General features: G+C 32.2%; 21 protein-coding genes and 1 pseudogene. 18 read left to right on the forward strand and 4 right to left on the reverse strand.

The genetic code is table 11. The features are described from left to right. Positions 1-74: 74 nt before the first annotated feature. A complete protein-coding gene (locus MHB74_RS12910) occupies positions 75-581 on the forward strand; it encodes a DUF3189 family protein (RefSeq protein ID WP_061679005.1) in 507 nt (168 codons plus the stop codon). A gap of 200 nt (positions 582-781) precedes the next feature. Further along, on the forward strand, positions 782-1588 hold the full coding sequence (locus tag MHB74_RS12915) for a DegV family protein (protein ID WP_061679006.1): 807 nt from the start codon (positions 782-784) through the stop codon (positions 1586-1588). 115 nt (positions 1589-1703) lie between these two features. Here MHB74_RS12915 and MHB74_RS12920 read toward each other — a convergent pair whose 3' ends face one another. After that, entirely contained in the window at positions 1704-2276 is a 573-nt protein-coding gene (locus tag MHB74_RS12920) for a DJ-1/PfpI family protein (protein WP_061679007.1), read from the reverse strand. Positions 2277-2536: 260 nt separating this feature from the next. Between MHB74_RS12920 and MHB74_RS12925 the strand changes: the two genes are divergently transcribed. The 3 genes and pseudogenes from MHB74_RS12925 to MHB74_RS12935 all read left to right on the forward strand — a co-directional run. Then, the gene (locus MHB74_RS12925) at positions 2537-3760 is read left to right on the forward strand and encodes a MerR family transcriptional regulator (protein WP_061679052.1); all 1224 of its coding nucleotides are present in this window, start codon (positions 2537-2539) and stop codon (positions 3758-3760) included. Positions 3761-3871: 111 nt separating this feature from the next. Next, positions 3872-5170 carry an MFS transporter gene (locus tag MHB74_RS12930; protein WP_061679008.1) on the forward strand — a complete coding sequence of 433 codons (1299 nt, stop codon included), beginning with the start codon at positions 3872-3874 and terminating at the stop codon, positions 5168-5170. After that, positions 5170-5458, forward strand: a pseudogene (locus tag MHB74_RS12935) (DUF1295 domain-containing protein); the annotation flags it as partial. The gene MHB74_RS12930 and the pseudogene MHB74_RS12935, both read left to right, overlap by 1 nt. Positions 5459-5503: 45 nt before the next feature. Here MHB74_RS12935 and MHB74_RS12940 read toward each other — a convergent pair. Beyond that, entirely contained in the window at positions 5504-6217 is a 714-nt protein-coding gene (locus tag MHB74_RS12940) for a hypothetical protein (RefSeq protein ID WP_141658075.1), read from the reverse strand. A gap of 496 nt (positions 6218-6713) precedes the next feature. On the opposite strand from MHB74_RS12940, the gene MHB74_RS12945 reads away from it, so the two are divergent. Next, positions 6714-7514, forward strand: coding sequence for a GNAT family N-acetyltransferase (locus MHB74_RS12945; RefSeq protein WP_061679010.1), 801 nt, complete (start codon positions 6714-6716; stop codon positions 7512-7514). Between the two features lie 45 nt (positions 7515-7559). Then, positions 7560-8423, forward strand: a complete 864-nt coding sequence (locus MHB74_RS12950; protein ID WP_061679011.1) for a glycerophosphodiester phosphodiesterase — start codon at positions 7560-7562, stop codon at positions 8421-8423. Positions 8424-8694: 271 nt separating this feature from the next. Here the strand turns inward: MHB74_RS12950 and MHB74_RS12955 are convergent, their stop codons facing one another. Further along, positions 8695-9156, reverse strand: a complete 462-nt coding sequence (locus MHB74_RS12955) for a DUF2306 domain-containing protein (protein WP_061679012.1) — start codon at positions 9154-9156, stop codon at positions 8695-8697. 174 nt (positions 9157-9330) lie between these two features. On the opposite strand from MHB74_RS12955, the gene MHB74_RS12960 reads away from it, so the two are divergent. Then, positions 9331-9861 (forward strand): DUF4269 domain-containing protein, encoded by a 531-nt coding sequence (locus tag MHB74_RS12960; protein ID WP_061679013.1) that lies wholly within the window; start codon positions 9331-9333, stop codon positions 9859-9861. 45 nt (positions 9862-9906) lie between these two features. Here the strand turns inward: MHB74_RS12960 and norG are convergent, their stop codons facing one another. Continuing rightward, positions 9907-11340, reverse strand: a complete 1434-nt coding sequence (norG, locus tag MHB74_RS12965) for an efflux pump transcription regulator NorG (protein WP_061679014.1) — start codon at positions 11338-11340, stop codon at positions 9907-9909. Positions 11341-11491: 151 nt separating this feature from the next. Here norG and MHB74_RS12970 point away from each other — a divergent pair, with 151 nt between their 5' ends. The 10 genes from MHB74_RS12970 (at position 11492) to MHB74_RS13015 (ending at position 19467) form a co-directional block, all read left to right on the forward strand. After that, positions 11492-12403 carry a DMT family transporter gene (locus tag MHB74_RS12970; RefSeq protein ID WP_061679015.1) on the forward strand — a complete coding sequence of 304 codons (912 nt, stop codon included), beginning with the start codon at positions 11492-11494 and terminating at the stop codon, positions 12401-12403. A 195-nt stretch (positions 12404-12598) separates the two neighbouring features. After that, a complete protein-coding gene (locus MHB74_RS12975) occupies positions 12599-13522 on the forward strand; it encodes a nucleoside hydrolase (RefSeq protein ID WP_061679016.1) in 924 nt (307 codons plus the stop codon). A gap of 76 nt (positions 13523-13598) precedes the next feature. Next, on the forward strand, positions 13599-14057 hold the full coding sequence (locus tag MHB74_RS12980; protein WP_061679017.1) for a GNAT family N-acetyltransferase: 459 nt from the start codon (positions 13599-13601) through the stop codon (positions 14055-14057). A 402-nt stretch (positions 14058-14459) separates the two neighbouring features. Further along, positions 14460-14906 (forward strand): NUDIX domain-containing protein, encoded by a 447-nt coding sequence (locus tag MHB74_RS12985; RefSeq protein WP_061679018.1) that lies wholly within the window; start codon positions 14460-14462, stop codon positions 14904-14906. Positions 14907-15105: 199 nt separating this feature from the next. Next, positions 15106-15372, forward strand: a complete 267-nt coding sequence (locus MHB74_RS12990; protein WP_061679019.1) for a heterocycloanthracin/sonorensin family bacteriocin — start codon at positions 15106-15108, stop codon at positions 15370-15372. A 98-nt stretch (positions 15373-15470) separates the two neighbouring features. Beyond that, a complete protein-coding gene (locus MHB74_RS12995) occupies positions 15471-16487 on the forward strand; it encodes a serine hydrolase domain-containing protein (RefSeq protein WP_061679020.1) in 1017 nt (338 codons plus the stop codon). A 30-nt stretch (positions 16488-16517) separates the two neighbouring features. Next, complete coding sequence (locus MHB74_RS13000; protein ID WP_061679021.1) at positions 16518-16661, forward strand: hypothetical protein; 144 nt, start codon at positions 16518-16520, stop codon at positions 16659-16661. A 283-nt stretch (positions 16662-16944) separates the two neighbouring features. Beyond that, on the forward strand, positions 16945-18153 hold the full coding sequence (locus MHB74_RS13005; protein WP_061679022.1) for an L-lactate MFS transporter: 1209 nt from the start codon (positions 16945-16947) through the stop codon (positions 18151-18153). A 132-nt stretch (positions 18154-18285) separates the two neighbouring features. Continuing rightward, the gene (locus MHB74_RS13010; protein ID WP_061679023.1) at positions 18286-18702 is read left to right on the forward strand and encodes a GNAT family N-acetyltransferase; all 417 of its coding nucleotides are present in this window, start codon (positions 18286-18288) and stop codon (positions 18700-18702) included. 249 nt (positions 18703-18951) lie between these two features. Beyond that, positions 18952-19467, forward strand: coding sequence for a DinB family protein (locus tag MHB74_RS13015; protein WP_061679024.1), 516 nt, complete (start codon positions 18952-18954; stop codon positions 19465-19467). Positions 19468-19619: the final 152 nt, after the last annotated feature.

The raw sequence follows: 19619 nt of genomic DNA on the forward strand, positions 1-19619 counted from the left end.
TGTATCCCTTGTTTAACAATGCTGGGAACGGTAATACTAAATAACATTGAATTTTTACAACAAGGGATGATGATATGATATTCATTTACACAGATTTCGGCGGAACGCATTCAACTGCACTCGCTGCAGCGTATCATTTAAATAAATTACCAACGGATCGCAAATTAACGAAAGAAGAAATATTAAATGTAGATTACTTTAATAAATTGAAAACAGAGGATATGGGGAAAATCATTTTTCATGGAGTAGATGAATTTGGGAATCCTGTATATACAATTGGGTGTGGGGCATCCAAAGTCGTTGTACCTGCGATGAAGCATTTAGGAGAGATTTTGCAAAAACATTATCACAGCCAGGAAAAAATTATTTTTTCTAATACATCACCAACTGTCCCTTTACCTATGACTTTCGGTGGACTATTTTCTAGAAGGTTCCACATCGATTTTATCGGCGTGCCATTACTCGTATGGGGAGCAAAACTTAGCTGTGATAACATACAAAGACTTGTTAGTTACACGAAAGAAGCTGGCCGATTGACGAATGATTATGTTGTAATTTTAGATAATGAAACTTTTAAATAATGCACGATAAGAAGAAAATTGGGCAAATACTTCCGTTTTCTTCTTTTTTTCGTAAAAATGACAAAAAATATTCACATTTAATATGCATCAACTATAGCCAAAATAATAAAGTCCTGTTACTATTACAGGGATATTCTCTTTTCGTAACATAAATATATAGAAAAGTCAGAAAAGAGGAATTGAATTAAGGGAGGAACAACATGAAGCGTGTTGCTTGGATTACTGATAGTACAACTGCGAGTTTTACAACAGAAGGAGATAACTTTGTTATCCCAATTGAAGTTATTATTGATGGTGTGTCGTACAAAGATTGTGAAGAAGGTGTGCGTGAGCGCGTCTATAATGCGTTAAACGAAGGTAAAATTGTCACTACATCACAGCCTAACATAGGGGAAATGGTAGAGTTATTTTCGAAATGTAAAGAAGAATATGAAGAGGGATTTGCAGTTGCTATTAGCGGAAAAGTAAGTGGAACCTATCAAAACATGAAGTTAGCTGCAGACATGGCAGGTTTCCCATTAACGGTATTAGATAGCGAAACAACAAGCTATCCAATGGATGAACTAATTAGAAAAGCGAAATCGTTATACAATGATGGTATGACGTTACAAGATATACACAATACATTAGCAGATGAAAAAAGAAGACCTTTCCACGTATTCCCGAAAAGTTTAAAAGGCCTTTACGCAAGTGGACGTGTAAAAGGGGTTCAATTTTTACTTGGAAGCTTATTAAGTGTTAACTTAATATTAGAAGTAAAAGGTGGAGAGCTTTTACTTGAAAAGAAAGTTCGTAAAATCCAAAAATGTCGAGAATATATTAAAAATGAACTGGAAAAAGAATTACCAAAAGTACTTCACATGTTCCATGCTAACGATAAAGATGGAGCTGAAGAATGGATTTCAGATATTAGACAAGCATTCCCTGAAATGGATTTCAAATTATATCCATTACCAATTTCATTTGCAGTTCATGCAGGTGAAGGTACAATAGCAATTAGTTATTAAGAGGAAAACCCGTGAATGATTCGCGGGTTTTTTATTTAATTTAATTGAAAATGAAAGCATATTACGTCGCCATCAAACAAAAAGTCTCATTTTATTATTTTTAGGAGCAACGAAATTAAAAATATAAACCTTTGCCTACTGGCTGAACAGTTTCTAGTACAGTATCGACCATTGTTTCATTGATTAAGGTTCTTATAATCCAAGCTGAGAGATCTTGAGCAGCAAAACAGCCTGCAGCAGTCGAGATATTTCCTTCGTTCACGAAACTTTGTTCAATAACATCTACATCGAATTCTTTAAGCTGTTCTACTACGGACGGATATGTAGTCGCTTTTTTACCTGTTAGCAATTTTTTAGCTCCTAGTAATAATGAACCAGAACACATAGATCCTATTAATTGTCTTTGAGGAACTACATGAATGCTATTAATATACTCTTGGTTTTTATATAAATCTTGTACACCTTTACCGCTTGCAAATATTACTGCGTCAGCAGAAGGAATATCAGATATGCTTCCTGTCATGGGAATACGTAAACCAGACATGGATATATGAGTTTTTTCCGTTCCTAATAGTTGAACGTTCCAATCAGAAACATCGCCAACTAACCGTACACGATTTAATAAATCCCATGGTAAAAAAACATCTATATCAGTAAAGTTATCGAAGCAGACTATTGCAATTTTCATTTTCTAATCCCTCATTCCGTATGTATATCCCCTTATTTAGAATATAAACTTCTCCTTTTAATTTTCTATATTAAGTTATAAATTCCTGTATATTCTATGCGATGGAAATTTAATTAAATAAAAGGATTATACACCTATAAAATATGTGGCATCCAAATATCCCATACATAACGTAAATAATGTTGTTTCGAAAGTTTAAAGGGTTTTTAAATATAAAAATAGAAATCTATATAAAAAAATATATAAATGGTAGTGATGCTATGAAAATAGGGAAATTTGGAGAATTAAATAACATAAGTATTGATACAATTAGACATTATATGGACCTGGGTCTCATTATTCCTGAAAAAAAGGGAGGGCATTATTTTTTTGATGAGTATTGTCAAACAGATTTAAAACTTATATTACATTACAAAGAACTAGGGTTTAGCTTGAATGAAATTAAAGAACTATTTTTTTATAAAAATTTAGCGAAATCTATGAATTACGAAAAAGATACTTTTTACCAATCTTTATTTAAGCTGAAATATGACAAGTTGGAACAGGAAATAGAACTTTTGGAGAAAAAACGGGATAAATTAAAGGAAGTGTTACATGATTTAATATCAACAAGTGAAACTTCTAATTCAATTATAGGGATAGATTTAAGTGTACTACATTTACTGACATGTTCTAAGTGTAGCAAAAAACTAATTCTTCAAGATGGAATTATTAATAACAATCAAATTACCGAGGGGAAGTTAATTTGTAATTGTGGTGAAGAATATAGTATTACTTCAGGAATTATAACTGCTGATAAAACATTTAAAGTAAATGAGCAAACGGCAATGGAAGAAACTATTTCGGATTATATTCATGAAACTGATAATGCATATTTGGAAAATATGCATAGAGAAGGGCAATGGGCGAAAAAGAAACTAATACATTTAGATTTAAATAACAAATTAATACTGGATATAGGATCGGGACTTGGATTCTTTTTGAGAAATATTTATGAAGAACTGCCAGAAGATTGCCTATACATTGCAGTGGATCGAGATTTTAATAAACTTTTATTTTTAAAGGATGTATTAACGAGTAGAAATCCGAAAAGAAACATACTCTTTATCTGTGCTGATTTTTTGAACATCCCTATTCAGAATCAGTCTGTTGATATTATAATTGATCATTCTGGTACGAGCAATTATAGTTTTGAACATGAGAGTTTTTTACTTCACGAATTAAATCCGCTTTTTAAAATAGATTGCTATTTATTAAGCTTATTTATTTTATTTAAAAATTTCAGCTCAAATAGCCAAATTACAAATAAATTCCGAGCGAATTTTACACTTTCAAAAGTAACGACAGAAATCCAAAATCTACAGTTTCATTCGATTGATGAAAGTACTTCAAACTATTTGAAACGAGGAGGTAAGTACGAGGATTTCTTTGTTCAAGGAGAAGAAATTTATACATATTCATTTTTCGGAAAAAGATGGGGTTAACCCCATCTTTTATTTATTTCCCCTTAAAACTTTTCAAATAGTACGTGTTGATATTGGGTTAACCCAATAACTTACACTTAATGTAATACAAAGAATAGTGGGGGAATTGTTATGGGAAGTTTACGATTACATATAGAAAATAAAAATAGAAACCCGGAACTAAGAAATATTTGTTTATATTCAATCGCAAAAACAGTATCAATATTCGGGACCTCTATGTATAGCTTCGCATTAAGTTTATATGTTTTACAAATAACTGGATCAGCGTTAAATTTCGCGATTACGCTCATATTAGGAACAATTCCAATGATTGTTGTAAATCCATTTGCTGGTGTAATTGCTGATAAAGTTAATAAAAAGAAACTAGTTGTTTGTATGGATCTACTAAGTGGCTGCTTATTAATAGCTGTTTATATAGTAAGCAGCCGTTATGGATTAAACTTATTCATCATTTATACTACGACCTTTCTAATGACGGTCTTTTCAACCTTTTTTGGAATAGGATTAGAAGCTGCGAAACCGAATATCGTCTCTAAAGAGAGGCTTATGAGTATTAACTCTATAAGTAAAATTATTGATTCTGTATCTCTAATTCTTGGACCCATGTTAGGTGGTATCGTTTTTTCAGTATTTGATATTAAAACTTTTATCATTATAAACGGTATTTCATTTATTCTTTCAGGGATAGCATTACTATTTATTCACTTTAAACTGTTCGAGTGTAATATAAATGGGGGAAATTCAAAAAGAAGAGTTAATTTTATTAAAGATATAAAAGAGGGATTTTCTTACTTACTTGAAAAGGAAAGTTTAAAGAATACGTTTCATATTTTAATTTCGTTTAATTTCTTCTTAGGCTTTGCTGTTACCGTTCCATTGCCATACATTATTAACACAGTACTCAATCTTAGTTCTAAGCAATTTGGTATCATTCAAGGGACCTTTCCAGTAGGGATGATAATTGGTGCAATTGTAGTAAAAAAGATAACTAATCGTTTTTCTTACTCTTATCTTTTGAAAAAGCTAAGTTCTATGTTGTCAGTTATGATGATTTTTTCAGGGATTCCAGTTTTATTCAAAAGCTATGAAGTGAATGATTTTGTATTCGTTATTACGTATTGTGTTGTTATGATCTTTTTAGGGATTATTATAGCGCTAATTGATATTCCTTTAATTTATTTCATGCAAAAAGAGATTCCTGATGAATATAGGGGAAGAGTGCTTAGTATTGGATTAAGCTTAGGGAAAATGATGCAGCCAATAGCACTTGCAATATCAGGTCTATTATTAAATAATATCCCAGCCTATATCATTCCAATTGCAGGTGGAATCTTATATTTAATAGTAATTAAAATTTCATCAAATCGTTTCACATTAGAAGTTCATTCGAAAGATTATAGTGCTTCGTAGTTTCAGAGTTACTTAGAAAACCTTTTAAAGACAATTCTGTAAATCAAGGTAAGCTATATACAGGCGGTTTATTTAAATATGCGATTCATATTAATTATCTTGGAGATTGCATTTTGGTGCTTGGTTTAGCATTAATCTCTTGCAATATTTTTAGTTTATTTATCCCGCTAGGCCTATTCTTAGTATTTGTTTTTGACTATATTCTAAAATCTGATGATTACTTACAAAACAAGTATGGGGAACAATTTACAGTGTATAAACAAAAAACTAATACCGTTTATTTGGTAAATCACATAAATTATAAAAAGCGCAGGATCTACATCCTGCGCTTTTCTATCGTAATTCAGCTGTTTTTCTAATAACAATCCTATCAATATCATCTTCTTCATCACCGATAAATAACCCTCGTTCTTTTAAATACGCCTCAAAATATAAATCTGCTTCTGCACGTTCATCATACGGTTTTACAGATAGAATGAAACCTAATTTGTTTTGTTCCTCTAAATGAGAAGTGGAGATGTAAGCCGGTACATTGTGGCGTAAAAAGAGTTCTTTAACCGGAATAATCATATCTTTCATTAATTTCGTTAACATGCCCATTTCAAACTCGAAATTAAAGCGATCTATGCTACATAAATCAGCGAATACTACACCGATAAAACCTGTATTAAATACTTCTTGATATTCTACTTCTTCATCATTACCGTAAAAATCCTTTTCGATTAAATAATTTACAAAATAAGCAACGCCGTCACTTTGTTCAAATGGTTTCGTTGAAAGAACAAAGCCGATTTTCTTTTGTTTATGTAAATACACACATGACATGTATGCTGAAATGTTATGTTCTTTAAATAGAGAACTTGTTGCCCCAGAGAGGCCATCAAGTACGTGATGAACAATTTGAAGTTTTTTACGAGCGAAATAATAGGATTTCTTTTGTAACTCCAATGTATCAATAAAGACAGAGCCGATAAAGCCTGTATTTGAAATGATAGGTGTTTGCTTTTTTCTTCCTCTGCGCTTTGCTTGAGCCATTGTAAAAATCATCCCTTCATGTACAATTAAAATAAAAAGAACGTTTGTTCGTATATTTATATTTTACTATTAAAACGCTATAAAGTAAAGGGTTTTTGACGAAAAAAACAACAAAAAAGACACCTGTAAAAGGTGCCTTAAACGCTGTAGGGAAGAGGGTTCATCCATACAATTTATATTATGATACAGAAACAATCTCTTCTGTATCTTCTACATCTATATGACAGTCCATAGTACGAACATCTTGATCTTCATGACTTCCGAAATAAATAGTAATTTTCATATGTATCGCTCCTTTATTCTAGGAATACCTAAAATAATTACTAGTAATGTTAATATTTATTATATACCACTTTTTTCATTCCGACAACGTTATATCATTTTTAATTCTTTTAGGGTGAAAAGAGTGATGTATAGAGCTATTTTTATAGAAATAGGCACATTTCATATATGTTATATTTAATACTGAACGATTCGAATACGAATTTTTATGAAAGGAGAAAAAAGAATGAATTATAAACAGTTATTAATAGATAACTTCACATATAAAACGTCATATATTGCGCGACAGGTACGTGGAATGAATGTAAAAGAAACGAAGGATTATATTGCTGTAGACTGTGGTTTACCTGCAGATACATTTAATATCATTACTTTACTAAACAATGATGTAACGGAAGGTATTGAGAAAATATATAAAGTGGTAAGCGCATATAATCAAAAGAAATTTCCAATGAGTATTTGGTTTTGGGATGATAGGCATGAGCAAACTATAAAAAACGAATTAATAAAACTTGGCTTAAAAGAAGCAGAACAAAATATCGCGATGGTAGCAGACTTAAAGACAATTCAACCAACAATAAAAATGCCAGAAGGTTTTACGATACAAAGAGCATCTTCGTTAGGACAAATTAAAAAGTTTGGGGAAACGTTAGCTAATCTATTTGGTACGTCAGAGGAAGGTATACATGTGCAAACATTTTACAATGAAACTGCTTCTTTCGATTTATGGAATAGTGAAAATATGAAACTATATTTAGGGATTTTTAAAGATGAAGTCGTATCGGTTGGTTCATTAGTATGTACAAAAGATAGTATTGGTATTTATGATATAGCAACTAAAGAAGAAATGAGAGGGCAAGGATTTGGCTCTACTATGTTTAATTACTTGCTGCAAGAAGCAAAAGAATTGAAAGTTGCTCAATGCGTATTACAAGCTTCACCTGATGGAATTAATATTTATAAAAAGGCTGGCTTTCAATTTGTTGGACAAATGACAGTATTTGAAAATCGACATTTATTTGAATAAATTATCCAAGCCAAATTGCTTTCATGTAGGAGTTAATACATCATTATGAAAAGAATATATATCGTTACAATCATTTGCACCTTTATAGTAATTAGTACTTTTGTTTTTCATAAAGCAAATGAACTTAAGTACACGAGAGCTATTAATCAAATAAATCATATAAAAAACATTGCACATAGAGGCGCTTCTGCGTATGCGCCGGAACATACAATAGCAGCTTATACATTAGGACAACAATTAAAAGGTGATTATATAGAAATTGATCTTCAAATGACAAAAGACGGACATTTAGTAGCTATGCATGATGAAACAGTAAACCGCACTACAAATGGTACGGGGCTAGTTAAGGAACATACATTAGAAGAAATAAAGAAACTAAATGCAGGTTCTTTTTTCAATGAAAAGCAACCAAGTTTAACGAGGAAAGAATTTGAAGATGCTACAGTCCCAACACTAGAAGAAATTATTGAAACGTTCGGGAATGGTGCAAACTATTACATTGAAACAAAATCGCCAGATGAATATGCTGGTATGGAAGAAAAGCTATTAGAAATTATAAAGCACTATGAAATAAGTGATAACGTTATTATTCAATCATTTAGTAAAGAAAGTCTGCAAAAAATTCATAGTTTAGATGTTACTATACCTCTAGTACAATTATTATCTTACAAAAAGGCAGTTCAATTAACTGAATTAGAGATAAAAAAGTATAAAACATACTGTATTGGCCTTGGGATGAACTATAAAAATATTGATTCAGCTTATGTAAAGAGAATAAAGAAACATGGATTAGAAGTTCATCCATTTACTGTAGATAATGAAACAGACATGAAAAAGTTACTTTTATGGGGAGTTGACGGGATGTTTACGAATTACCCAGATCGTTTACATTCGTTATTACAATCTTAAACTATAATGGTGTAATTATCACTGAACCAATAAAACAAGTAGCCACAATTATACAAAGATGGTTTGTGGTCCAAATGGTAACATCATTGAATGCATAGAGCCGATATTAAAATGAAATCCGAAAAAGAATCCAATATTTTTATTGGATTCTTTTTATTTAACTCTAAGTGACGAACTTAAAGCAATATGAATTTGAATTTGTTAATAAAATATTACATTGAGTATGATTTTTTGTAATTACCATCAGAAAGTAACGAAATTGTAATGAATTTTAACTACGTTTTTTATATTTTTTTGATACACTGGCTACGAGAGGAATACCGATTAATGTAGGTAAAAACCAAAACCATATAGGTGGCAGTAAATTAATTAAAGGAATATGAATACCGACGTTTACTAAAAGTGCAGTTACTGCACCAATATAAGAACCTAACATACCTCTAATATGGTGATGCAGCCAATTTTTCCAACGTTTTTTTCGTGCTAGGTAGCCATAAATCGCAAATGAATAAGAAAAAATTGCTACATAAAATAAATATGCGATTTTATCCCAGTTCATAATGGATAATATAATTGCAGTAACGGTGATCACAACATAGGATGCATGATATATTTCACCCCATTCCGTATGTTTTCCTTTCTTCTTTTGAGCAACCATCGCTACAATACCGGTGATTAAACATATTGTTCCAAATAATATGTGGATGGTTAAAAGAACGTTGAAAATGCTCATAATAATTCCTCCTTTTTTATTTTTATAATATTGCAGTATAGGAGAAAAGTTGAAACATATTGTTTATTCGCCTTAATATACTGAAATAAAGGTACTTCTAGAACAAATTTAAACGGACAAATTTTTCTTGAATTTAGTGAGTCACGTATTACGTGAAATGAAGGAGAGACTTCCATGTTTACATCTATTACATATTTACAATCTGGGAATGAGAAGCAACAAAAAGTGTATGATGTTTTGAATAAATTAAACATAATGGAGGATTTAACTTTGTATAGTCCAGTTCTTTGCGGGACAATCCCTATAAGAATTGATACAATTCAATCCGACTTAGATATAGTAATGGAAGTACATAACTTTGATGTTTTTGAACAGGAAATGAGATCTTTATACGGTTCTTATAAAGGATTCAAAATAAAAAAGAAAAAAATTAAAACTACCGAATCGATAAAGGTAAATTTTGAATTTGAAGGTTTTGAATTTGAATTATTTGCTCAGCCTAAGCCAGTACGTAACCAAAATGCATATAGACATATGATCGTAGAGCACATGCTATTAATGCAGCATCCACATATAAGGGAAGAAATTCTTCACTTAAAAGAGAACGGTTTAAAAACAGAACCTGCTTTTGCTCAAGTATTAAATATCGACGGAGATCCTTATGAAGAGCTTATTATGTTGGGGCAGGAAATGAGATTGTGGTAAATACGAGACACAAAAACTCCTCTATAAATAAAAGAGGAGTTTTTGTTATGTCATTAACTTACGGATTAATTCACCTAATACATTAATCCCGTTAGTCATTTGCTCTGGAGAAGCATATCCATATGATAAACGAATATACTGATCTGATTCTTCTTCATAGATACGCCCTGGGTTTAAAAGAATTCCTTTTGACAGTGCCTCTGAAAATAATTTTTTCATCGGAATGCTAGGTACAATCTTTAGCCATATAAAAAATCCGCCAGTAGGAATATCCCATGATGCAACATCTGCACAGTACTTATTTAAAGCACGTATCATGATTTGTCTTCGTTCTTTTAATTGAATTCTTATGTTTGCAACATGTTCTCCATAAAAATCATTATTTATCCATTCAGCAGCAACTCTTTGGGATAATGAACTCGATCCATAGTCTGTTTGCATTTTTATATCTGACAATCTATCAATTACAGGTTCTGGTCCAATAATCCATCCAATTCTAAGACCAGGAGTAAGTGTTTTAGAGAGACTACCAACATATAATACATGTCCATGTTTATCTATCGACTTTAAAGGAGCTGGAGGTGGTTCATCAATCCATAATTCGCGATAAATATCATCTTCAATAATAGGTAACTGTTCCTTTTCACATATTTTTAATATTTCTTTTCTTCGCTCTTGAGACATTAATATCCCTGTTGGATTTTGAAAACAAGGGATAGAATATAAAATATTTTTCTTTTGACTATATTTGATTCGTTTTAATAACTCGTTAGGTAAGATACCGTGACGGTCCATACATATACCAGCTAGATTTATATTTGCTGATTGAAACACATGAAGTGAATATAAGTAAGAAGGCTGCTCGAGTAAAACGGTTGATTCTCTATGCAATAGACCAATTGATATTAATTGCAATGCTTGTAACGCACCAGAAACGATTAATATAGAATTGGCTGATGCATGTATTCCAAATGATTTTACGTATTTACTAATTGCTTCACGTAACGGTAAAAACCCTTTTTGTTCTTCGTATCCAAAATAATCTAATTCGTCACTTACACTTTTCATAATGGACTGCATAGTTTCTAGTGGGAAAAGTTGCGGCGCGAGTTCACCTTTACTAAGGTGAATAAGTTCTTTATTTGCTTCTGCTTCATTTATGTCTCGTACCATTAACTTACTAGGTTTATGAATACCAGCCTTTACATATTCACTCCAATCAGGCGGTGGATTCGTCGCTAATAAAGACCATGTATTATTCGTTACAATTGTTCCAGCTCCGATTTGCCCTTGAATCAATCCATCTGCCATAAGTTCATCTAGTGCAGTTATTACAGTGCTACGATTTACTTGAAATAATTTGGCTAACTGCCGTTGACTAGGGATCTTACTTCCAATAGGCCATTCTCCGTTTTCGATTTTTTCTTTCATATAGTCTACTATCTGCCGATATTTAGGCAGTTTTTTATTAGTTGTCATAAAAAAACTCCCTCGTTCACTTTAAAAATGCCAAGTGGTTGGTTTTTACGATAAATAACTGGTTGAAGACATTGTAACAACTATTAAATATGATGAAAAGAAATAATTGGTAATTTGAAAGTGGTTGGTTTATTAGGGAGGGAAAGATAACATGCAGAATAAAAAATGGGATTTACGCATCATATGTGCTCACGCTTTTACGATTTTAATATGGGGAACCGCTTTTCCGGCAATTCGTATGGGACTCGAATCTTATACACCAGAGCACCTTACTTTACTACGTTTATTAATTGCTTCATTTATACTTCTTTTGTTTTCCTTTATATATAAATTGCGGCTACCAGATTTAAAGGATATCCCAGCAATTTTTATATTTGGTGTTTTAGGGTTTACTATTTATCACATTGCATTAAACTACGGCGAAAAAACAGTCAATGCTGGATCTGCAAGTTTAATTGTTTCAGTCACACCAATCGTAACGGCTATTTTTGCCTCTGTTTTTTTGAACGAAAAAATGAAAGTAAATGGCTGGATTGGTGGTGTAATTAGTTTTATAGGAATTGCTTTCATATCATTTAGTCAAGGAGATGCTATTCAATTGAATAGTGGAGGATTATTTATATTATTAGCAGCGATTTCAGAAAGCCTATTTTTCGTTTTCCAAACTTCTTACTTAAAAAAATACGGCTTCTTACCATTTACCATATATACAATTTTATCTAGTACTGTATGTATGCTTATTTTCTTACCGGGAATGTATACAGAAATACTAGCAGCTCCTCTTGAAGTGAATATGAGTGTTTTCTATTTAGGTTTATTTCCAACAGTACTCCCATATATCGCATTGGCTTATATCATCTCTCATTCTGGTGCTGCTGAAGCAACAAGCTCTCTATATTTAACGCCAGTAACTGCATGTTTTATTGCGTGGTTATGGTTAGGTGAAGTGCCGACATTTGTTTCGATAATTGGCGGGGGAATTACTATACTTGGGGTTTTAATTGCACATGTATCATTAAAAAAAGAAATACAAAGTGAAGAGTACCGCAATACAGCAAGGTAGTTTGGTTAGTACTTGTAAGAGATGTAATTGAACTGTTAATTAGATTTCTTATTAGTGGAAGGATTAGCATAATGTTAATCCTTTTTATTTATACAATTCTTACTAGTAATATCCATATAAAATTGTATAGTTTAATTATTTTTTTACATATACATAGTTATCAACTGCTATTTACTATATGAAAGGAGGCATCCTTTGGAAAAAGTATTATTTTTCGGAGACCCAGGTATTGATGACTCGTTTGCCATTATGTTTGGTTTACTGCATCCTGAAATTGAAATTGTTGGTATTGTAACTGGATATGGAAATGTTGAACATATACATGCTGCGCATAATGCAGCGTATATTTTACAGTTAGCAAATAGACAAGACATTCCTGTGATTAGCGGTGCAACAAAACCACTTACAGAAGAAATTACTACATATTATCCTGAAATTCATGGACCAGAAGGATTAGGGCCTATTCATGTGCCAGAAAGTGTACTGTCTATCCCAATATACAATTTTGGTAGTATTGCCTCGATTCTTGTAAAGTACGGAAAGGATTTAACAATTGTCGATGTAGGAAGATCTACCTCGCTAGCGATTGCTTTTAATTTATGGAATGATTTAATGCTAAATGTAAAAGGAATATATTTCATGGGTGGTGTCTTTTTAGAAGTAGGAAACGTTACGCCATTAGCAGAGGCAAATGTGTATGGAGATCCTATTGCAAGTAAAATTGTTTTTCAGCAAGCAAATAATTTATTTATATATCCTTTAAATGTAACAAACAAAGCTGTGTTAACGCCAAATATGTTTGACTATATTCAAGCTAATTCAAAGAATCCATTTCATACGATAATGAAACCAATGTATGATTACTATTTTTCTGCATACCAAAAACTTAATCCATCTATCGAAGGGCCATTGCTTCATGATGTTGTTGCTATAAGTGGATTAGTAAATCCAAGTTTTTTTGAATTTGTAAATCGTACAGTGAATGTAGATACATACGGAGATACGAAAGGCCAAACATTTGCTGATTTTCGACCTAGTTCTATATCAGAAGGAGCCTGTATAGCTTTAGAAATAGATGAAGAAAAATTTATTCAAGACTTTATTAAAACTATGCTATAAGTCGCTGCCGAAACAGGGATTTATTTCACTACGTTGAATATATAAATACATTCTCTTTATAAAGGAGCTTACAATAGTGAATGTCCAGTTAAAGGTTGTTACGAGAGAGAATTGGGAAGATGCTTTAAAGCTACAAGTTAAAGAAAATCAAACGAAATTTGTTCCAGCTGTAGCAGTTTCACTTGCTAAAGTATATATAAAACCAGATGGTGACAATGTGGAGTACATACCATTTGCAATATACGACGGTAATCTAATGGTTGGTTTTATTATGCATGCTGTTATAAGAGAAACAACTGATATGTATTGGATCAATGGATTTATTATTGATCAAAAGCAGCAAGGGAATGGTTATGGAAAAGCGGCGTTACAAGAAAGTATTTACTTAATAAAGAATACATGTAAGGCGTGTAAAGAAATAAGATTAACCGTACATAAAGAGAATCTCTCTGCAAAGACACTATATGAACATTACGGTTTTCAACCATTGGGACATGATTATGATGGTGAGCAAGTATATCGTTTATTCGTTTAAATATTATGAAGTAAAGGTGTGAAAGGAAATATGCAATTTTCGGAAGTGAAAATCGAGGTGTTTCTCCCGCGTTAACGGACAGTAAAGCTCCCACCTCCAAATCCAGTTGGAGCAAAGAAGTTAGGTGGGAGATCAACTGTCCGTAAACGTCCGATTGGTGAAGGCTAATAATCAGTGGGGATGAATAAAACCCCCACTGAATAAAACCCCCACTGAATAAAGTTTCACTTTATTCCTGAAGGATACATTGAGATATTACGGAATGAACTAAATACAGTTGGAGTTTGTAAAACGGGAAAATAACGAAATTCACCCGTATGAAACACTTATGATTTATATTATCCCTATATTAAATGACTATTTTAATCAAATATAAAGTAAAAAGACTAGGAGGAATAACAATTGGAAAATAAATTTCATCACATTGTACGAGCTGTAATGTTAAAGGATAATAAATTATTATTGGCTGAATATATTGGCCATCATTATTTTTTACCAGGTGGTCATGTTGAAGTTGGCGAATCGGCTGAGAATGCATTAATAAGAGAACTAAGAGAAGAACTCGGAGTAAATTGTAACATAAAACAATTTTTAGGCGTAATAGAAAATCAATGGCAAGACCGTGAAGTTCTTCATCATGAAATTAATCACATTTTTGAAGTAGATTCGCAAGAGTTACATATTGATTTCATACCAAAATCTAAAGAATCTCATTTAGCGTTTCACTGGATAGATTATAATCAAGAAGCTTTACATACATATAAAATCATGCCAGCGCCATCAGTTAAAGAGTTATTAGAAAGAAAATTAAGCGATGAACTACTAAACTGTTGGATTAGCAATTTTTAAGCACCTCTATTAATAGTAAATACGTCCACCGAAAGCAGATTAAGAAAATAGGCTAAAAAACAAGGTACATCACCTAGTGTAAGTTCATATTTTGTTGATGTACGCATTTAGTCTATAGTCTTATTTCTACTTTGTTTGCAAAAATATATAAACTTTAACATTTGGACGGAATTTATTTTTATAAATGGAGGGTTTCGTAATGAATCAGTTTCAACAAGACTTACAATCATTAAACCTTAATGATTATCAATCTGGTAATGTTGTGTATTGGGATCAACTACAACAAAATCAATATCCATACTATTACATTCAAGACGAAGCACGTCGTTGCGGCGGATGCGGAGGTTGTGGTGGACGCTGTGGTGGATGTGGCGGCGGAAGATGCGGAGGTTGTGGTGGCGGTCGTTGTGTAGGCTGTGCTGGATGTTTCGGTTGTTTTAACTGCTGGAACTGGTGGATCATTTAAGTATAGAAAGAAAACTATTTTACTTGAAAGAAAGGTGTGGAAATTATTTTGCACTTTTCTTTCAAATGTAATTGTTATGCGTATTAAGGAGGATTTATTTGTATACTTACGATAAGTTAATTTCTTGGGTAGAAAATATAAAAGAAAAAAATCATAGTTCTGCAACAGCACTTTGCATTATAAAAGATAACAAAATTGTACTAGAGCATTATAGTGGATATCACTCAAATACATCGACTAATAAAAAAGTGACCGCATCTTCACAGTTCAATGTTGCTTCTGCTAGAAAAAGTTATTTAGGTTTAATGGTAGCATATGCGCTTTACGAGGGGAAAATAAACTCTATTGACGATGAAGCGATAAAGTATTTGAAAGACTTTGATTCTGCATTGCTCGGTAAAACAACGATAAGACATTTAGTAACCCATTCGCACGGTTTAGGAGAAACGAATGACGGAACAATTTTTCGTGAATTTGAACCTGGACAAGCATGGGCGTATAGAGATGTTAATGTAAGAATGATAACACGTCTTATTTATCAGCTATATAGCAAAAGTTTTCCTGAATTATTAAAAGAGCGTGTGTTTACACCTGTTAATTTTCAAGAAACAGGTTGGAGAATTCAGCAATATGAAAATTTAGTTGAAGTAGTTAATGACCCAAATAAAGACGCAATCAGTGAAATTGGTACGGTAGATGATGGTACTGAAAAAAATCTGTTTGTCTCAGCTAGAGAATTTGCTTATTGGGGCAATCTTCATTTAAATCAAGGTATGATAAACGGTAAACAAATTGTTCCAAAAGAAGTTATAAAAATTGCAACGAGCTTGCAGAGTCCAACATATATAAACAAAGAGCTACCACAAAATGGGTTGTTTTGGTTCGTTCAAAATGAACCTGCACTTTTAAGTGAACTTGGTGAACGAGTTCCAAAAGGGTCGTATCAAATATTAGGAATTACAGGACCGACTATATTAGTAATACCTGAATATAATGTAGTTGTTGCGAAAATGTATAATAAAAGATATAACTACGGCGGTGATAATTATTTATATTATTTACGTGAATTTAGCAATTTAGTCGCAGATACATTTCGTAACAGTAATAGGGCATAATTACTCCTATAATGAAAAGGAGTGAGAAAAGTGAAAGATAAAATGAATACAAACAAAAAGCAAAACATTAAAGATGTAAAAACAGAACAAAATGCAATTTATAGCGATCCAAAAGACGCAGCTAATATGCAGACGGTACCGCAACCGAAGGATTTTGATGAAATCGAATATTAATTTTTATCCATCCGACTATATGATGAATGAAAAATACATCTTAAGTCCCATCACATGACAGAAGTATTTTGATATCATATATACATAAGCATTTGAAAATGTCTTATCTTAACAAAGCTTTCTTTAAGTAAATCTGATATAACCTGCAAAAAAACACTTCATTATGGAGTGTCTTTTTGTGTACATGAACTGAATTACCATTTTCCGTACAGTATTTTGCAATTTATGATGGATATACTAACTGTGAAAATTCATGTCATGATTAAAGAAGGGGACAGTTAGTATGAAACAAACTTCTATAAATCCGTTACTAATTGTTCTAGGTACAATCATTGTTCAAATTGGCCTTGGGACAATTTATACATGGAGTTTATTTAATCAACCCCTTGTCAGTAAGTTTGGATGGAACCTCAATGCCGTTGCGATAACTTTCTCCATAACAAGCTTTTCTTTATCATTTTCAACCTTATTTGCAGGAAAGTTGCAGCAAAAGTTAGGACTTCGTAAACTCATCGCTACGGCAGGGATTGTTCTGGGACTTGGGTTAATACTTAGCTCACAAGTTTCTTCCTTACCATTACTATATTTATTAGCTGGTGTCGTTGTTGGTTATGCAGATGGAACTGCCTATATTACATCACTATCTAATTTAATTAAATGGTTTCCAAATCGAAAAGGACTTATTTCTGGCATATCTGTTTCTGCATATGGAATGGGTAGCTTAATCTTTAGATATATAAACGGAAGTCTTATTGATAGTCTTGGTGTATCACAAGCATTTTTATATTGGGGTATCATCGTCTTGCTTTTAGTTTTAATCGGATCGTTCTTCTTACGTGAAGCAATCGTAAGTAACACCGTAACTGAATCCGTACAAAATGACTATACACCTCGTGAAATGATGCGAACGAAACAAGTATATCTCTTGTTTTTTATGTTATTTACATCGTGTATGGGCGGTCTATATTTAATCGGTATGGTAAAAGATATTGGCGTACAGCTCGTTGGACTTAGCGCAGCAACAGCTGCTAACGCCGTTGCAATGATCGCAATCTTTAATACAGTAGGTAGAATCGTACTTGGAACGTTATCAGATAAAATTGGCCGAATGAAAATTGTTTCTGCAACGTTTATAATAATTGGATTGTCAGTCTTTACTTTAAGTTTCATTCCTCTAAATTACGGAATTTATTTCGCTTGTGTAGCAAGTGTTGCCTTTTGCTTTGGTGGTAATATCACAATCTTCCCAGCCATTGTCGGAGATTTCTTTGGATTAAAAAACCATAGTACAAATTACGGGATTGTATATCAAGGTTTCGGATTTGGTGCACTTGCAGGAGCGTTCATCGGAGCGTTACTTGGTGGATTTCAACCGACATTTATTATAATTGGTGTTTTAAGCGTTATTTCCTTTATTATTTCGATATTAATTCGTCCTCCAAAAGCAAAAAAGAAAAAAGAAACACAACATTTATATCGAAAAGTAGCTTAATTCTGGAAAAGAGTCCTCATGATAGGGCTCTTTTTTCAATGTAACGTTAACTTTGCTCCCGTTTTTATTAAAAGACAGGACAATATCATTAAGTGATTGAATAAATAAGTAAAGAGGAGCGTGATAATTAAAATGAAAATAGTACAGCAATGGGTCCAAGAAGATAGTGATTACATAAGAGAAAAAGTAATTGAATATAACCAAAAACATATTGCTGATGAAGAGAAAAAGCCTTCAGAAAAAATTAGTTTTATAGTAAAAAATGAAAAGGAAGAAATTGTAGGTGGAATAACTGCAATTACATTTTGGCACCACGTGCATGTCGATTTCCTTTGGGTTTCTAAAGATTATAGACACGAAGGATATGGAAGTAAGTTATTAAAACGTATTGAAGAATTTGCAATTGAAAAAGAGTGTAGGCTAATCAATTTAGATACTTTTAGTTTTCAGGCACCTAATTTTTATAAAAAGCATGGATATAAAGTAATTGGAGTAAGTGAAGATCATCCGAAAGGACATAATCATTACTTTTTAGAAAAACGGTTATAAGGTATATAGAATGTATTAACATTAGTATTTAGAAAACAAATGTATCCTTTTGGATTATGCATTTAAAAGAGAATCTTGAGTTAATCTGATAAGATATCGAGAAAATTCATACATCCCTCTGCGAATTAGAGGCGCTTCTAAAACAAGAAAAGATCGGATTGGAAGTAGTTACGGGAAACTAATTATTTATAGCGAATATATGTAAAGTAGGACTCTAAATATACGCATTCAGATGAAAGGGGATATGTTATGAATTCATTTGTAAAAGGCAAGTTTGAAGAAACGAGAAAACATCTATTAGAGGAAATTACGCCATTGAATGATGCTAAATTTAATAATAAGCCAGATAGTAACAAATGGAATATAGCACAAGTATGTCATCACTTAGTGTTATTAGATGAGAGGGTTATAAATGTCATTTCATCTGGCTTAAAAAAGATTGATAGTACCCTAAAAGATCGTAGAGAAATCCACTCTATATTACTAGATAGATCAATAAAATTTAAAGCTCCAGAAATGATCGAACCAAGCTTAGAACCATTTGAAGTGCAAAAAATGATTGATATGCTAAACGAATCAAGAAGAGAATTGATGCGTTTCCTTAGTACAATAGAAGATGAATCTAAACTAACGAATAAATCAGTGATGCATCCTGCACTTGGGGAATTACTTCTTGATCAGTGGATAGAACTGATCTATTTGCATGAACAACGTCATATAGAACAAATCAAAGAGATAAAATTACTTTGTGAAATCGGGAAGTAAAAATCTTTGGCTAATAACAAATAATACGGGTCTCATATGTATACTTTTAATATTGATCTAAAGAAAGGTTAATTTGGAATCTGTTTGTTATAAAAGTTTAACCTCGTCTCAAAATGAGAGCGGGGTTTTTATTAATTTAGGAGTTATTCTGG

The sequence above is a fragment of the Bacillus sp. FSL K6-0069 genome (assembly GCF_038007785.1).
Classification (GTDB): domain Bacteria; phylum Bacillota; class Bacilli; order Bacillales; family Bacillaceae_G; genus Bacillus_A; species Bacillus_A mobilis.

What these genes read in the sequence shown, in the direction of transcription:
- MHB74_RS12915 (WP_061679006.1), top strand. Translation starts at nt 782, where the DNA reads ATGAAGCGTGTTGCTTGGATTACTGATAGTACAACTGCGAGTTTTACA.
- MHB74_RS13015 (WP_061679024.1), top strand. Translation starts at nt 18,952, where the DNA reads ATGAATTCATTTGTAAAAGGCAAGTTTGAAGAAACGAGAAAACATCTA.
- MHB74_RS12990 (WP_061679019.1), top strand. Translation starts at nt 15,106, where the DNA reads ATGAATCAGTTTCAACAAGACTTACAATCATTAAACCTTAATGATTAT.
- norG (WP_061679014.1), bottom strand. Translation starts at nt 11,340, where the DNA reads ATGACAACTAATAAAAAACTGCCTAAATATCGGCAGATAGTAGACTAT.
- MHB74_RS13005 (WP_061679022.1), top strand. Translation starts at nt 16,945, where the DNA reads ATGAAACAAACTTCTATAAATCCGTTACTAATTGTTCTAGGTACAATC.
- MHB74_RS12920 (WP_061679007.1), bottom strand. Translation starts at nt 2,276, where the DNA reads ATGAAAATTGCAATAGTCTGCTTCGATAACTTTACTGATATAGATGTT.
- MHB74_RS12925 (WP_061679052.1), top strand. Translation starts at nt 2,537, where the DNA reads ATGAAAATAGGGAAATTTGGAGAATTAAATAACATAAGTATTGATACA.
- MHB74_RS12945 (WP_061679010.1), top strand. Translation starts at nt 6,714, where the DNA reads ATGAATTATAAACAGTTATTAATAGATAACTTCACATATAAAACGTCA.
- MHB74_RS12940 (WP_141658075.1), bottom strand. Translation starts at nt 6,217, where the DNA reads ATGATTTTTACAATGGCTCAAGCAAAGCGCAGAGGAAGAAAAAAGCAA.
- MHB74_RS12970 (WP_061679015.1), top strand. Translation starts at nt 11,492, where the DNA reads ATGCAGAATAAAAAATGGGATTTACGCATCATATGTGCTCACGCTTTT.
- MHB74_RS12960 (WP_061679013.1), top strand. Translation starts at nt 9,331, where the DNA reads ATGTTTACATCTATTACATATTTACAATCTGGGAATGAGAAGCAACAA.
- MHB74_RS12950 (WP_061679011.1), top strand. Translation starts at nt 7,560, where the DNA reads ATGAAAAGAATATATATCGTTACAATCATTTGCACCTTTATAGTAATT.
- MHB74_RS12910 (WP_061679005.1), top strand. Translation starts at nt 75, where the DNA reads ATGATATTCATTTACACAGATTTCGGCGGAACGCATTCAACTGCACTC.
- MHB74_RS12955 (WP_061679012.1), bottom strand. Translation starts at nt 9,156, where the DNA reads ATGAGCATTTTCAACGTTCTTTTAACCATCCACATATTATTTGGAACA.
- MHB74_RS13010 (WP_061679023.1), top strand. Translation starts at nt 18,286, where the DNA reads ATGAAAATAGTACAGCAATGGGTCCAAGAAGATAGTGATTACATAAGA.
- MHB74_RS12930 (WP_061679008.1), top strand. Translation starts at nt 3,872, where the DNA reads ATGGGAAGTTTACGATTACATATAGAAAATAAAAATAGAAACCCGGAA.